The sequence below is a fragment of the Ignatzschineria sp. 22MB058224 genome, from assembly GCF_058188435.1.
This window is the reverse complement of sequence record NZ_CP187366.1, coordinates 1,233,054-1,248,896: the sequence shown is the minus strand read 5'-3', so window position 1 is coordinate 1,248,896 and position 15,843 is coordinate 1,233,054. Positions and strand designations below refer to the sequence as shown.

At 39.8% G+C, this 15,843-nt stretch carries 13 protein-coding genes; 8 read left to right on the top strand and 5 right to left on the bottom strand.

Annotation, left to right across the window (positions count from 1 at the left end; genetic code table 11):
• Positions 1–121: 121 nt before the first annotated feature.
• A complete protein-coding gene (gene tkt / locus ACPF7B_RS05415; RefSeq protein WP_490506503.1) occupies positions 122–2,089 on the bottom strand; it encodes a transketolase in 1,968 nt (655 codons plus the stop codon).
• A 194-nt stretch (positions 2,090–2,283) separates the two neighbouring features.
• On the opposite strand from tkt, the gene pyrG reads away from it, so the two are divergent.
• Positions 2,284–3,891 (top strand): CTP synthase, encoded by a 1,608-nt coding sequence (gene pyrG / locus ACPF7B_RS05410; RefSeq protein ID WP_490504820.1) that lies wholly within the window; start codon positions 2,284–2,286, stop codon positions 3,889–3,891.
• Positions 3,892–3,967: 76 nt separating this feature from the next.
• The gene (locus ACPF7B_RS05405; RefSeq protein WP_490504819.1) at positions 3,968–4,438 is read left to right on the top strand and encodes a tRNA (cytidine(34)-2'-O)-methyltransferase; all 471 of its coding nucleotides are present in this window, start codon (positions 3,968–3,970) and stop codon (positions 4,436–4,438) included.
• Positions 4,439–4,512: 74 nt separating this feature from the next.
• Here ACPF7B_RS05405 and ACPF7B_RS05400 read toward each other — a convergent pair whose 3' ends face one another.
• The 4 genes from ACPF7B_RS05400 to ACPF7B_RS05385 all read right to left on the bottom strand — a co-directional run bounded on the left by ACPF7B_RS05400 (position 4,513) and on the right by ACPF7B_RS05385 (position 8,325).
• Positions 4,513–4,836 carry an RnfH family protein gene (locus ACPF7B_RS05400; RefSeq protein ID WP_490504818.1) on the bottom strand — a complete coding sequence of 108 codons (324 nt, stop codon included), beginning with the start codon at positions 4,834–4,836 and terminating at the stop codon, positions 4,513–4,515.
• A complete protein-coding gene (locus ACPF7B_RS05395) occupies positions 4,817–5,260 on the bottom strand; it encodes a type II toxin-antitoxin system RatA family toxin (RefSeq protein WP_490504817.1) in 444 nt (147 codons plus the stop codon). The genes ACPF7B_RS05400 and ACPF7B_RS05395 overlap by 20 nt, the downstream gene beginning before the upstream one ends.
• Positions 5,261–5,392: 132 nt before the next feature.
• Positions 5,393–7,069, bottom strand: a complete 1,677-nt coding sequence (pta, locus tag ACPF7B_RS05390) for a phosphate acetyltransferase (protein ID WP_490504816.1) — start codon at positions 7,067–7,069, stop codon at positions 5,393–5,395.
• Positions 7,070–7,128: 59 nt separating this feature from the next.
• Positions 7,129–8,325 carry an acetate/propionate family kinase gene (locus tag ACPF7B_RS05385; protein WP_490504815.1) on the bottom strand — a complete coding sequence of 399 codons (1,197 nt, stop codon included), beginning with the start codon at positions 8,323–8,325 and terminating at the stop codon, positions 7,129–7,131.
• Between the two features lie 314 nt (positions 8,326–8,639).
• On the opposite strand from ACPF7B_RS05385, the gene def reads away from it, so the two are divergent.
• The 6 genes from def to argH all read left to right on the top strand — a co-directional run bounded on the left by def (position 8,640) and on the right by argH (position 15,749).
• Positions 8,640–9,161 (top strand): peptide deformylase, encoded by a 522-nt coding sequence (gene def, locus ACPF7B_RS05380; RefSeq protein WP_490504814.1) that lies wholly within the window; start codon positions 8,640–8,642, stop codon positions 9,159–9,161.
• 73 nt (positions 9,162–9,234) lie between these two features.
• On the top strand, positions 9,235–10,167 hold the full coding sequence (gene fmt, locus ACPF7B_RS05375; protein ID WP_490504813.1) for a methionyl-tRNA formyltransferase: 933 nt from the start codon (positions 9,235–9,237) through the stop codon (positions 10,165–10,167).
• Position 10,168: 1 nt separating this feature from the next.
• On the top strand, positions 10,169–11,512 hold the full coding sequence (gene rsmB, locus ACPF7B_RS05370; RefSeq protein ID WP_490504812.1) for a 16S rRNA (cytosine(967)-C(5))-methyltransferase RsmB: 1,344 nt from the start codon (positions 10,169–10,171) through the stop codon (positions 11,510–11,512).
• Positions 11,513–11,537: 25 nt separating this feature from the next.
• On the top strand, positions 11,538–12,188 hold the full coding sequence (locus ACPF7B_RS05365) for a DUF4390 domain-containing protein (RefSeq protein ID WP_490504811.1): 651 nt from the start codon (positions 11,538–11,540) through the stop codon (positions 12,186–12,188).
• Positions 12,185–14,374, top strand: coding sequence for a sensor histidine kinase (locus tag ACPF7B_RS05360; protein WP_490504810.1), 2,190 nt, complete (start codon positions 12,185–12,187; stop codon positions 14,372–14,374). Before ACPF7B_RS05365 ends, ACPF7B_RS05360 begins: the two co-directional genes overlap by 4 nt.
• Positions 14,367–15,749: an argininosuccinate lyase gene (argH, locus tag ACPF7B_RS05355; RefSeq protein ID WP_490504809.1), complete on the top strand. Its 1,383-nt coding sequence runs from the start codon at positions 14,367–14,369 to the stop codon at positions 15,747–15,749. The genes ACPF7B_RS05360 and argH overlap by 8 nt, the downstream gene beginning before the upstream one ends.
• Positions 15,750–15,843 lie beyond the last annotated feature (94 nt).

Sequence of the window (15,843 nt, the reverse complement as noted above, 5' to 3'; positions counted from 1 at the left end):
AAGAGAGTATTTTTAATGCTAAATTTAAGAGAATGTCATTAATCAGAGCGTATAAAAAATCCTGCCATTTTGATGACAGGATTTTGAAGGGGTTGTTGAGTATTTAAGACTTTTTTAAGTATTATTCAGCAAGAAGATTCTGTGCCTGTTCAATAATATTATCTACGGTAAACCCAAATGTTTGGAAAAGCTCTTTTGCAGGCGCAGATGCACCGAATGTATTAATTCCAACAACTGCATCGGCAAATTCATACCAACCACGTGTAACCCCTGCTTCAATCGCAAGCACTTTTTTATCGCCGAGTACGTCAGATTTATAAGATTTATTTTGTTCTCTGAAACGCTCAACACATGGCATCGATACAACGCGGGCATTAAGTTCTTTTGCTGCGTTCATAGCAAGCTCGACTTCAGAACCTGTCGCTAGTAATGTAATATCTGCATCATTATTTTCTAAGAGCACATAGCCACCTTTCTCGATATTGCTAAGTGTTTTAGCATCACGAATTTGGTGTGGTAAATTTTGACGAGAGAGTGCTAAAAGTGAAGGGGTGCTTTCTGATTGGAGTGCATTCCCCCAAGCAACCAGGGTCTCAACGGCATCACATGGGCGCCATACGTTTAAGTTTGGAATAAGACGTAATGATTCTACATGCTCAACAGGTTGATGGGTTGGACCATCTTCACCAAGGCCGATCGAGTCATGGGTCATTACGTAGATAACACGTTGTTCCATAAGTGCACTCATGCGGATAGCATTACGTGCATAATCAGAGAATACAAGGAATGTTGCACCATAAGGAATAAAACCACCATAAAGCGCAAGTCCATTCATAATTGCCGACATCCCAAATTCACGCACGCCAAAGCGGATGTAGTTTCCTTCGCCGGTGGTGATATCAAGATCCTTGCTTCCTATGAAGAAAGTGTTGTTTGACGGTGTTAAATCTGCAGAGCCACCCACGATTTCAGCAAGGTTCGTTGCAAGAAGATCAAGTGCGTTTTTGCTTGCAACACGCGTTGCGATATTATCGGCTTTTTCGTCCACAGTCTTAAGCGCATTTGCAAAATTTTCGGCAAAATTTTCAGGCAGTTCACCACTGATACGACGAAGGAGTTCATCAGCTTTATCAGGGTTTGCAGTCACATATTGATCAAAAAGTTTATTCCATGCTTCTTCGCGAGCATCACCTTCTTTACGAGCATCCCAAGCTTCATAGATCTCTTTGGGCACCTCAAATGGTCCATAGTTCCAACCAATATGTGCTTTAGTCGCAGCGATCTCATCTGCACCTAATGGTGAACCATGTGTTGATTCAGAGCCTTCTTTATTCGGTGAACCTTTTCCAATAAGCGTACGGCAGATAATTAAATTGGGTTGGTCAGATTTTTTCGCTTCTTTGATCGCTTTATCAACGGATTCAATATCATTGCCGTCAATCGGACCAATAACATTCCAACCGTAGCTTTCAAAACGCTGTTTCGTGTTATCGGTAAACCATCCTTTGATATCGCCATCAATCGAGATGCCGTTATCATCATAAAGAGCGATTAATTTGTTAAGCTTTAAAGTACCTGCGAGGGAACATGCTTCATGAGAGATTCCTTCCATCATGCAGCCATCACCGAGAAACGCATAAGTATAATGATCAATGATTGGATATTCTTCTGTATTGTAAGTGCCAGCCATCATTTTTTCAGCCAACGCAAAACCAACCGCATTAGCAATACCTTGACCTAAAGGGCCTGTCGTTGTTTCAATGCCATCTGCAAAACCATATTCAGGGTGACCTGCTGTTTTAGCATTAAGTTGGCGGAAATCTTTTAAATCTTCGATGGATAGAGCATAACCTGTTAGATGTAAAAGTGAATAAAGGAGCATGGATGCATGGCCATTTGAGAGCACAAAACGGTCACGATTAATCCAGTGAGGATTATTAGGATTATGTGATAGGTTTAAACCCCAAAGTGCAGTTGCCATTTCTGCCATTCCCATTGGTGCGCCAGGATGGCCTGAGTTTGCTTTTTGAACAGCATCCATGCTGAGCGCACGAATAGCATTTGCACATTGTTTATTCATCTTCGACATCATAAAAATTTAACCTTTAGTAAACACAAAGAATATAGCTTTCGATTATACGCAATCTTCATGAAAAAAGCTCTTTTCCTCTTGCGTCTTATTGGATGAAAAATGAGTGGCGAATATTATCGAAATTCAGAGAAAAATAGATTACAATATGATCCCTGATAGACTTTTTATTCACATACATTCAGGGTGGGTTCATGACACATTTTATATTTGTCACAGGTGGCGTTGTTTCATCGCTAGGTAAGGGCATCGCAGCAGCTTCTTTAGGTGCAATTTTAGAGGCGAGAGGCCTTAAGGTAACAATGATGAAGCTCGATCCTTACATCAATGTGGACCCAGGTACAATGAGCCCATTTCAACATGGGGAAGTGTTTGTCACCGATGATGGTGCAGAGACAGATCTCGATTTAGGCCATTATGAACGTTTTGTTCGTATGACAGCAACTCGCCGTAATAGTGTGAGCGCAGGACGTGTTTATAAAACCGTTATTGAGCGTGAACGAGCGGGCGAATATCATGGCAATACAGTTCAAGTGATTCCTCATATTACGGATGAAATTAAACACCGTATCTATAAAGTTGCGGAAAATTCTGATATCGCGATTATTGAAATCGGCGGCACAGTTGGGGATATTGAATCACTTCCATTTTTAGAGGCGATTCGTCAAATTCGCACCGAGGTTGGTCCTCGCCATTCGCTTTTCCTTCATTTAACATTAGTACCCTATTTAAAAGCATCGGGTGAAGTGAAAACGAAGCCGACGCAACATTCTGTGAAAGAGCTCCGTTCCATCGGTATTCAACCCGATATTTTGATTTGTCGTACTGAGGCAGCCTTACCGAAAGATGAGTGTCGTAAGATCGCGCTGTTTACATCAGTTGCCGAACAAGCCGTTATTTCCTGTGTTGATGCTGATTCAATTTATAAAATTCCACGGATGCTTCACGATCAAAACCTTGATCAAATCGTGCTAGATCAGTTCAATATTACAGCGAAAGAGGCTGATCTTTCTGAATGGGATCAAGTATTAGATAATATTGCTTCTGCAAATACAGATGTAAATATCTTAATCGTTGGCAAGTATACTGAGCTTAATGATACTTACAAATCAATTAATGAAGCGTTATTCCATGCGGGTATTCAGACTAAAACAAGTGTGAAACTTCATTATGTTGAGGCTGCATCATTGGAAACAATGAACGAAGAAGAGCTTGCAAGCGTCTTTGCTGATGTGGATGCAGTGTTGATTCCTGGTGGTTTTGGTGAACGTGGTATTGAAGGTAAGATTCGTGCAATTAAATATGTACGTGAAAACCATATTCCTTATTTAGGTCTTTGCTTAGGAATGCAGTTAGCGGTTGTTGAATATGCGCGTAATGTATTAGGGTTAGAAGGCGCGAATACGAGTGAAGTTGATCCAACTGTTGCATATCCTGTGATTCAGATGCTTGATCCCCAAAGAGATAGTGAAACAGATGAGTTTAAAGGATATATGACTGTGGGTGCGCAGCCAGCAACCTTACTTGAAGGTACGAAAGCATTTGCAGCTTATGGGCAAAAAGATGTTAGTGAACGTCATCGCCATCGTTATGGTGTAAACCTCGAGTATATCGATCAGTTACAAGATGGTAATTTTATCGTTTCAGGTCGCACGAAAGATCGTGGTTTGATCGATTTTGTGGAATTAAAAGATCATCCTTGGTTTGTCGGAACACAGTCACATCCTGAGTTTAAATCAACACCACGTGATGGACATCCACTCTTTATTGCTTTTGTGAAAGCAGCAAAAAATGCAAACTGATTAATGTAAGATTTATTTAAAACTCCCGGAAGCTATTTTTCGGGAGTTTTTTATTAAGAGTTTATTAAAAAATATTATGAATAAAAAACTTTCGATTATTCTTTTTGAGCCGGAAATTCCTCCAAATACGGGAAATATTATTCGCCTATGTGCTAATAGTGGCGCAAAATTACATCTCATTGAACCACTAGGATTTAATCTTGAAGAAAAAGCATTACGCAGAGCAGGGCTTGATTACGCTGAATGGGCGGATATGAGTGTTTGGCCTAATTTAGAGCACTGTTTAATGGAGATTCAACCGAATAGGATTTATGCAATGACCACAAAAGGAAGCCGTAATTTTTTTGAAGCCAGATTTGAAGATAATGATGCACTGATTTTTGGGCCTGAAACGCGCGGGTTACCGGAAGATTTTATTTTTGGGTTAACATCGGAGCAACGTTTACGATTACCAATGGTCGATAATGCAGGAAGAAGCTTGAATCTTTCAAATTCAGTTGCTATTGCAGTTTATGAGGCGTGGCGGCAATTTGAGTTTAACGAGTAATTTGTTGAATGGTTTTCTATAAACGAAAGTGGATCAGATAATTTAAACAATAAAAGGCATTTTTTAAAATGCCTTTATTTTTTTCGTTTGAATTGAGGATCTCGTGATGCTCTGATTTGTCGTGCTTTTTTGGGATCGATGATTAGCGGACGGTAGACTTCAATTCGGTCGCCATCTTTTAAAGCGTAATCTAAATCGACTCTTTGATTGAAAACACCATAAATTGGTTCTTCAATGATTGTTAATGTTTCATGATAAAGTGCAAAGAAAGGCAGCGCATTTTCGAGCGTCATTCCTTTTTGAAATTTTTGTATTTCAATTTTTTGCGAATTAGGTAAGGCTAGGACAAACTCAATTGTAATAAAGTGAGCGGTTGAATTATGCAAGTTGTTTACCATATCGGACTCGTGCTTGAGCGCTAAATGCAGAAACCATACTTGAGGCAATATTTTCAAAAATAGGTGTTAAGAGCATTCTTGCCGGGCCAAAAGAGAAATCGAAATCGATCATTAGATGAATTTGTGAACCACCTTCTGGTAGATCTTCAAAGCGCCATTCTCCGCGTAGATGTTTAAAAGGTCCATCTATTAAATTGAGTGTAATACGTTCATTGAGAGTCAGATCATTACGAGTTGTAAACCATTTATTAAGCGGGCCTTTCGCTGTTAAAATTGAGGCTTCCATCATGGTTGGTGTAGATTTAATAATGCGTGAACCTTTACACCATGGCAAGAATGTTGGATAGCTATCCACATCATTGACGAGCTCGTACATCTGTTGAGCAGAGAAGGGTTCCTTTTGTGATTTACGAATAATGGGCACAACAATCCTCAATTGAACTAAACGTCATATAAAATAGAGCTACTCTTATGAGTAGCTCCACAGTATATCAAAAAAGTTTCTTTTTTCTTACTGCTTTGTAAAGAAAGAAGCTTTTAAAGCAGATATGACCACTTATTTTTCTGGCGTTGCTTGCAGAGCAGTGATTGCGATTGTATAGACGATGTCGTCTACTAAAGCGCCGCGTGAGAGATCATTGACAGGTTTTGCAAGCCCTTGAAGCATTGGCCCGATACAGACGACATTGGCGCTTCTTTGAACTGCTTTATAGGTGATATTTCCTGTGTTTAAGTCTGGAAAAATAAAGACCGTTGCACGGCCCGCGACTTTACTATTGGGTGCTTTTTGACGGCCAACACTCAAAACACTTGCGGCATCAAATTGTAATGGACCATCGACAAGTAAATTAGGTGCTTTTTCACGAACAATCTCAGTCGCTTGAGCAACTTTTTCAACCTGTGCGCCAGCACCGGATGTTCCTGTCGAGTAAGAGAGCATTGCTACGCGAGGCTCAATCCCAAATGTTTTAGCAGAATTTGCCGATTGGATCGCAATATCTGCTAGCTGCTCTGGTGTGGGTTCTGGATTAACAGCACAATCACCATAGACATGGACTTGATCTTTCATCAACATGAAAAAGATGCTTGATACAAGTTTGGAATCTTTAGCTGTTCCGATCAGTTGAAAGGCCGGGCGAATGGTATCGGCAGTTGTATGTACCGCACCAGAGACAAGTCCATCGACATCGCCTTCAGCGAGCATCATAGTTCCTACAACCACAGAATCAGTTAGTGCTTTACGTGCGATCTCTTCAGTAGCGCCCTTATGCTTGCGTCGTTCGATATAACCCGCTACATATTTTTCAGCGATTGCAGCAGGATCAATGATTTCAATTCCCTTTTCTGGGAGATGAATATTATGTTCTTTGGCAACTTTTTGAATCTCTTCTAGTTTTCCAAGTAAAACACAATGAGCAATATTACGTTCTGTACAAATCGCTGCCGCTCTTAATGTTCTTGGTTCATTTCCTTCAGGAAGAACGATGCGACGATTTGCTTTTTGAGCGCTTTTAAGAAGTTTATAACGAAAAGCAGAAGGGGGCATACGATTTTGTGAAGGGAGCTTTAATTGTTCAACTAATTTAGTAACCGAAAGATGCTCTGCAATATAGTTAATGACCGCAATATCATTTTTTAATGTACTATTTTCAGGAATGAGCCCAATGATATCGAGAGATTTACAAAAATCAGTTTGACAATAATGGACAGTTTTCTCAATACCCGCATTCTCATGGACATGATTAATGATATAACCGGCAAACCAAACATGTGATTCGCTATATATATAGGCATTTAAATCAAAGTGAGCGGCAACTTCTTCGGGGGTATTTGCGATAGAATTACCGGCAAAGACAACACCAGAGCAGAGCGTTCTTGCAATATCTGCATTTAATTCATGAGTGAAAGGGCGGCTACTTTGATAGGTTAGTCCCTCAACGACAACTATGTCATAAGATTTTCCTGCTTCAGCTACTCGATCGATAATGAGTTCTAACAATTCATCATATTCATTTTGACGAATCATCTGACTGACTTGCCCCTCTAAAATCGGTGATGGTAGCTCATCATTAAAGAGATCACGGTAGAGTGTTTCTGAGCGGTTACCATCCTCACCGATTGGGCGGACAAAACCCGCGTTAATCCCTGATTCTCGTAGTGATTTTACAAGAGCAAGGGAGATTGAGCTCAGACTTTCAATATTTCCTGTGGGGGCAATAAAAATGGTTTTCATCTATTCATCCTTTTGGAATGTTGCTATATATTCATCATATTTCAAATGAAGATTATTGGTTATTGCTCTTTTGCTTTTTGAGCAACAATCTCAAGCGTATCTTGAACAATCATCCCTTCTTCATCGGTACAAACTACTAGGGCTTTTCCAAAGTTAGAACTTGTTGCGATTACGCCTTCTTTCCCGCCGGTGCAGTAACTATTTGAGGGATTACTAAAACGAAAGCCAAGAAATGCTAATTGGCTCATAATGAGTTCGCGAATATAAGCTGAGTTTTCTCCAATACCACCGGTGAAGACAATGGCATCCATTTTTTGAAGTGCGGGTAGATAGGAGGAGATCGTTTTAGCAACACGGTAACCAAACATATCAAGGGCTAAACGACAGCGAGCATGACCTTCTTTTGCTTTTGTTTCTAAGATACGACAATCATTGGAAACGCCAGAGATGCCGAGTAGGCCGCTTTTAAAGTTGAGAAGGTTGTCCATTTCGTAGATATCATAATCTAAGCATTCGACTAAATACGGTATTAAACCAGGATCGAGTGAGCCAGAACGCGTTCCCATCATCAATCCTTCAAGAGGTGTTAATCCCATACTTGTATCGACAGATTTTCCATTTTTTATTGCTGCGACAGAAGCTCCGTTACCGAGATGGCAGCTAATAAGATTCAACTTATCGAGCGGGATATCTAAAATTTTTGAAGTTCTTTCTGTGATATAACGATGACTACTTCCATGGAATCCATAACGGCGGATATTATATTTTTGGTAAATTTCGAGAGGTAATCCGTAAAGATATGCTTCTTCTGGCATTGTTTGGTGAAAAGCGGTATCAAATACAGCAATTTGTGGAAGGGTTGGCAATACTTCTTTCGCAGCTAGAATCCCCGTAAGATTTGCAGGGTTATGAATCGGAGCAAGTGGCGCACATTTTTTGATGATTTCAATAACTTCCGGGGTAATTTCAACAGATTCTTGAAAGTATTCCCCTCCATGAACTACACGATGCCCGACGGCAATAATTTTATCGGCAAAACCGTGTTCTTGTAAGTAGGAAAAAACAGTTTTAAAAGCACCTAAATGTGTATTATCTTCAAGCATTGTTTTTGTTTTATCTTGGTGCTTAATTGTGAGCGTTGCTTCGGGTGTTTCGAGTTGCTCTGCTGTACCACTTATGACTGTTTCACGCTCTTTTGTCGTCAGTAGTGCAAATTTTAATGAGGAACTTCCGCAATTGATGACTAATGCATACATAACTGTTTGCCTCCTATGAATTATTCTAATTATTGGTCAGTTAAAAGAAATTTGGCTTAAAACCTTAATAAATTACTGTAATGGATAGTTATATCACTCTTTTATAAAAAAATGGTGAGAAGTTCATTGGTTTTTGATTTATATTTTCTTTTGTTTTTTTATTTTGAAACTTTAGGATAAAACTGTACGTTATTGGAGGTTTAATCGCAAAATGCCTCTTTTCATCGCTACCGAGCCTTGAGTATTTGGTGTAAAATATCTTGCTTATATCAATTTATCATCATCATTTCATAAGAATTAAAAGAGAGTATTTTATGGCAGTTTTAGAGGTTATTACCGTTCCTCATCCTACATTACGTGAAAAAGCATTACCAGTTACGGAGTTTAATGCAGAGATTAAGCAGCTTGCAGAAGCAATGCTTGAAACTATGTATGCCGAGAAAGGCGTGGGGTTAGCAGCAAATCAAGTTAATGTATTAAAACGCATATTTGTGGCAGATTGTTCGGAAGAGCGTAATGAGCCATTGGTTTTTATTAATCCTGAAATTATCGCAAAATCAGAAGAGGAAGAACCCGCAGAAGAAGGATGCTTATCATTACCAACACTTTATGGTGGTCCGATTATCCGTCCTATATGTGTTAAAGTTCGAGCACAGAATGTGGATGGTGAGTTTTTTGAGTTAGAGGCGGATGAGCTATTAGGTCGTTGTATTCAGCATGAAATTGATCATTTAAATGGTGTGTTATTCATTGATTATCTTTCGCGAATGAAGCAGCAACGTATTTTGAAAAAGTTAGAAAAAGTGCTGAAAGATCGTCAATCTGAAGAAGGATAATAGGCACAATTATATTTAATCATTAAAAAAACGGTATTTAAATAACCATCAAATGATGATGAAGGAGTCATTAATGGGCTTACGAATTATTTTCGCGGGGACACCTGATTTTTCTGTTCCTACTTTAGAAGCTTTAGTGAAAAGTAATCATGAGGTTGTGGCTGTCTATACACAGCCTGATCGTCCGAGAGGACGCGGTAAAAAGGTACAATTTACACCAGTTAAAGAGTGTGCTGTAAGCCATAATATTCCTGTTTATCAGCCCACATCTTTGCGTAATGAAGAAGCGCAAGCCGAGCTCAAAGCATTAAATGCAGATTTGATGGTTGTTGTTGCCTATGGATTAATACTGCCACAAGCAGTATTAGATATCCCGCATTTTGGATGTTTAAATATCCATGCGTCGCTTCTTCCTCGTTGGCGTGGGGCTGCACCCATTCATCGAGCGATTGAGGCGGGAGATGCTGAGAGTGGTGTGGCGATTATGCAGATGGATAAGGGACTTGATACTGGAGCAGTTTGGTCAGAAGCTAAAGTTGAAATTACACCTCTGATGACAACAGGGGAATTGCATGATCTTCTTAAAGAGCAAGGGGCTGATCTGCTACTTAAAACCATTCCCTTGGTAATTTCTGGTAGTCATGAGCCAACTGCACAAGTAGCAGATGGTATTACATATGCTGAAAAAATTAGTAAAGAGGAAGCGAGAATCGATTGGTCGCAAGATGCACAGACAATTATGCGAAAAATTCACGCTTTTAATCCTTTTCCTGGGGCTTATACTTCACTTGATGAGCAATTGTTAAAGATCTTTAAAGTCGAGTTGGCTTCAGCCTCTATTATGGCGCGACCAGGAACTTTATTTATAGAAAATGATACACTTTATGTAATGGTCGGGGATGGTAAGTCCTTAAAAATTAATGAATTACAGGTGGCAGGTAAACGAAAAATGGAGAGTGCACAATTTATGACAGGTTACGATGTTGACCAAAAGGTGTGTCGATAAGATGGCTATTAAAGAAGCACTTTATCCTAAACTCCTTAAAAACCCTCGTTTTGTCGCGGTAGAGACGATATGTGGCGTTTTAGAAGGAGGATCTTTAACGGATCTATTGCCAAAAATGACGGCGCAATTACCTGATAATGATCGACGCTTTGTCCAGCACCTGATTTTTGGAGCGCTTCGTCAATATGATTCGTTGGAAGATCGTGTTTCACAAATGCTTTCAAAACCAATCAAGTCTTCTGAAATTGAAGTAAAAGTTGCACAAATTTTAGCTGCGTATGAGTTAACTGCGATGGCAACTGCTGAACATGCGATTTTAAATAATTGGGTGAATCTGGTTAAAGCAATGGATAAAGAGTGGGCCGCGGGCTTAACGAACGCTATTTTACGTAATATCCAACGAGGGCAATTACCATCAGCAAAAACATTGGCAGGGATGAGCAATTTACCAAGTTGGTTTGCAAAGCGGATCGAGAATCAATGGGGTAAAGAGATATTAGAAAATATTGGGACATTTTATCAATTGCATCCCGAGATGATCTTACGCGTTAACTTACAGAAAAATAGCCGTGAAGAGTACCTAAAAAAATTGGTGAATGTCGGTATAGATGCGACGCCTCATCAGTTTATTGAGACGGCTATTGTACTCGATGAGCCGGTTGTTGTAGATCGTTTACCAGAGTTTTTCGAAGGAAGTGTCACGATTCAAGATGCCGCAGCACAATTAGCTTCCCAACTCTTAGATGTTCAAGAGGGCATGCGGGTGTTAGATGCTTGCTCGGCACCTGGTGGTAAGACGACGGCAATTTTAGAGAGTGTTGGGCAGTTATCAAAATTAGTGGCGCTTGATAGTTCCAAAGAACGACTTGAACGAGTGGCTGAAAATATTGAGCGTATTTATGGAGAAGTGCCGAGCTTTGTGACAATTGAAGACATCCCTTGTGAGAGATATGAGGCAATCGAAAAATTTGATCGTATTTTATTAGATGTCCCTTGTTCAGCAACAGGGATTATGCATCGTCATCCTGATATTAAACGATTACGTCAATCCTCAGATATTCATCAACTTCGTGATGTTCAGAAGGGTATTTTAGAGCATGCATGGACCCAACTAGCTGTGGGAGGGAAGCTCCTCTATGCCACTTGCTCTATTTTAAAAGATGAAAATGAGCAACAAATTCGCCACTTTATTAAAAATGAACCTTCAGCAAGGATTGTTCCTATCGAACGTTCATTTGGTGAAATGAGAGATGTTGGGTTACAAATATTACCAATTTACTTTGATTCCGATAAAAGTATGGATGGTTTTTTCTATGCTTTACTCGAAAAAGTTGCTGTATTGTAATGCCCCTTTAGAGGACGTACTATTGATGAAGAAAGGAACGAGCAATATCGACAAAAGGCTGCGAAATATCGTAGGTAGCTGGCTTTTTTCTCTAAGCATTGTGATGTCGCCACTCTTTGCACAACAATCTTCACTTGAAATTGAAGAGGTCAATAGTACTTTTTATCTTCCAACACAGGGCATGCACCGAATAAGAGATATTGAAATTTTAACGGATGGATCTCTTAAAGCAGTAGATATTATGCTGTCGCTCAAGAGTGAAATTGTGATGAGTGATGCTCAAAAAGAGATTTTGCTGAATGGGATTCCATTGACCTTTGTGTATGACATTCGTCTACAAGAGAAGGGGTTTTGGTCGAGCAATAAATATGTCGAAGAGATACGTTTTTGGCTCTATTACCATGGTCTTTCCAAACAATTTGTTGTTCGAAATTCTTTTACTAAAGAGCAGCATAGTTATCCTACTTTAAGTTTAGCAATTTTATCAATCTCTACACCTTCTGGGATTGAAATTCCCCTTGAAGATCCGAATGGTTTTAATATGAATAACTATGAAGGTAGAGCAAAGTTATGGCTTGATATCGAAGAGCTTCCCACTCCATTACGTATTCCTGCGTATCTCTCTTCTAATTGGTGGTTGAATTCTTCTTGGTTTAAGTGGGAGCTAAAATTATGATGAATTTTATTCGTAAACACGCATTTATACTCTTTTTATTGCTCTCATTTTTATTGACCATCATCTTAGGCGTCATGGTTCGTTCGATTGAATCGGCGGTACTTTATTCGCGTTATTACACGTGGGTCATTATTGCTGGGGTGTTTTGTTTTATCTCTTTGATGCTGTTGGTTCTTTATTTTTTGGTGCAACTATTTCAAGGCGTGCGAAAGAAGCGACTTGGAGCAAGACTCAATGCGCGGATGATGATGTTCTTCTCAGGGCTTTCTATTGTGCCTATCGTGATTCTTTTTCTATTTGCAGGGATTATGATTCAACGAGGAATTGATAGTTGGTTCGATGAATCACTGGATCAAGGCTTTGATGATGCGCTAACGCTTGCACAATCAGCGCTTGAAACTCGGCGTATTGATGCGCTAGAGATCACCCAATCAATAGGTAGTCGTATTGCCGATCTAAACTCGCTCGATTTAGCTTATGAGTTGGAAAATCTCCGTTTTGATGCAAATGCTCGAGATTTAACTGTTTTTGATCATCGAGGTCGTATTTTGGCTACAAGCGCAAGTAATACAACCGTCAATTTACCAGAACTGCCAAATGATATTGTATTAATGAGTGTTTTTAACGATATGGATTACGTTTGGCTAGAGCCTGTCGGTGATGATGAGTTACAGGTACGCGTCATTATTCGTGTTGATTCTGCTGCACCGAGAGTTGTACAGGCAATTTATGAGATACCTCCACGTTACACAGAGTTGGGGCTTTCAACGCAGCGTTCGGTGGAGAGCTATAAACAGTATAAAACGCTGCAACAATCTCTTAAAGGGCAGTTAATGGCAACTTTGACGTTAGTGTCGATGTTGGCAATTTTACTTGCACTAGGCGGCTCTTATTTTGCAACGCGTCGATTAGTCAATCCGATTCGGCGCTTATCCTTAGCTTCTAAATCTGTTTCTGAAGGGAATTTTGACCGAGAAATTGCCGTTAAATCCAATGATGAAATTGGCTTCTTAACAGAGTCATTTAATGAAATGATTATTAAGTTACGTCAAGCGAATGAAGCAGAGAAAGCATCCCAACGTCTTCTAGTTGCACAGCGCTCTTACTTAGAGGCAGTGCTGGCAAATCTCTCTTCTGGGGTGCTTGTACTCGATAATCACGGCAAAATTCGTACTTATAATGAAGCTGCAATCACAATTTTACGAACAGATCGTACTTTTTTACAACGCATTGTTTTGGAAGAACCTTCGTCGATTGATGAGTCACTTCACTTCTTCTTTACGCCGTTATATGAATATTTAATGCAAAAATCTCAAGGCCATGAGCAGGATCGTTTAGAGGTCATGCGTGTTGAAAAAGGTATTTCGCAGATGATCTCTATACGCATCTCAGAACCATTAGAAAATCGAAGTCTACCCAGTGGTTATGCGATTGTATTTGATGATATTACGCAGCTTATCAATTCTGAACGTGAAGCGGCTTGGGGTGAGGTTGCAAGGCGCCTTGCACATGAAATTAAAAATCCATTAACACCGATTCAATTATCCGCAGAACGATTAGCCTTTAAGTTGCAACCAAAACTTGAAGCGACAGATCAAGCATTACTGGAAAAATCAACGCAAACGATTATCACGCAGGTCAATGCGATGAAGAAGATGGTTAATGCTTTTAGTCAATATGCAAGAGCTCCTAAATTAGCCCTTAAAAAAATCGATATTAATGCTTTGGCTGAAGAGGTGACTTTCCTTTATAGTGATTATGCAAGAGGTGTGGAAGTTCTTCTAGAAAGACCTAATCAATTACTCTACCTCAATGGTGATGAGGTGCGTTTGCGGCAACTGCTACATAATTTAATTAAAAATGCAGTAGAAGCGTGCGAGGAAGTGAAAGAGAATCTCGATGGAAAAGTGTGGGTGGAGATCGAAGAATTAGATGAGCATTTAATGCGCTTAACGGTAACCGATAATGGAAGCGGTATTGATGATACCTTGATTAATCGAATGTTTGAGCCCTATGTTTCAACTAAAGAGAAGGGAACAGGGCTTGGTTTATCAGTTGTGAAAAAAATTGTAGAAGAACATAATGGAAAAATTGCGATCTATTCCGGTAGTGATCGAATAGGGACGCAAATAGAAGTTATATTGCCAATATATCAAGAGATAGAGGAAGGAAATACTAATGAGTAGCAAAGTAAATAAACAGTGGGGTGGACGTTTTTCAGAAAGTACCGATGCATTTGTTCAAGCATTTACAGGATCGGTAGATTTTGACCAACGCATGTACGCAGAAGATATTGCGGGCTCGCTTGCCCATGCTGAAATGCTCTTTACTCAAGGTATATTGTCAGAAGAAGATTTTAAACTTATTAAAGAAGGATTAGCAGCGGTAAAAGCAGAAATCGAAGCAGGGGATTTTCCTTGGTCTATTGAGCTTGAAGATGTTCATATGAATATTGAATCAAGTTTGACAGAAAAAATTGGTATTGCTGGAAAACGTTTGCACACGGGGCGTTCTCGTAATGATCAAGTGGCGACTGATATTCGTCTTTGGCTTCGTAATCAGCTCGATCGTATTGATGCTGAGTTAAAACGCCTGCAAGAAGGTATTTTAATCGTCGCAGAAAAAGAACACGATACAATTATGCCGGGCTTTACACATTTACAAGTCGCGCAACCCATTACTTTCGGTCATCATCTCATGGCGTGGTTTGAGATGATCAAGCGTGATCGTGAGCGTTTTCAAGATTGTCGTAAACGTCTCAATATCTCACCCCTTGGTGCTGCCGCGCTTGCTGGTACAACCTATCCGATTGATCGTCATTTAAGTGCAAAACTCTTAGGGTTTAGTGCGCCTTCAGAAAACTCGCTCGATTCTGTATCAGATCGAGATTTTGCTATTGAGTTTGCGGCAGATGCTTCTATTTTATCAATGCATTTATCGCGTTTTTCAGAAGAGCTTGTTCTTTGGGCAACGCCAGCCTTTGATTTTATTAATCTTCCTGACCGTTTTTGTACGGGCTCGTCAATTATGCCACAGAAGAAAAATCCGGATGTGCCAGAGCTCGTTCGTGGTAAAACAGGCCGAGTATATGGGCATCTCTTCTCCTTATTAACGTTGATGAAGAGCCAGCCACTTGCTTACAATAAAGATAACCAAGAAGATAAAGAACCTCTTTTTGATATTGTCGATACAATTTTAGGCTCTGTTCGTGCATTTGCCGATATGATTCCGGCAATTTCTAGTAAGAGCGAGAATATGTATGCCCGTACCAAATTAGGTTTTGCAACTGCAACCGATTTAGCCGATTATCTTGTGCGTAAAGGTATGCCATTTAGAAATGCGCATGAAGTTGTCGGTAATGCTGTTCGGTTGGGTGTTGAGACTCGTCGTGATTTAGCTGAAATGGAGCTCTCTGAGTTACAGCAGTTTTCTGATCTGATTGCCGATGATGTATTTGATTACTTAACATTAGAAGGCTCAGTGGCTGCTCGAAATCATTATGGCGGCACTGCACCAACACAAGTTTTAGCGGCAATTGATCGTGCTAAAAAAATTATTTAAATCGTATTCTGTATGAGAACTTGTTGAAAAACATTATAAAATGGATTAACCGCACAAATAGGGGTTAGTCCATTTTTATTGGCTTGCATTTTTT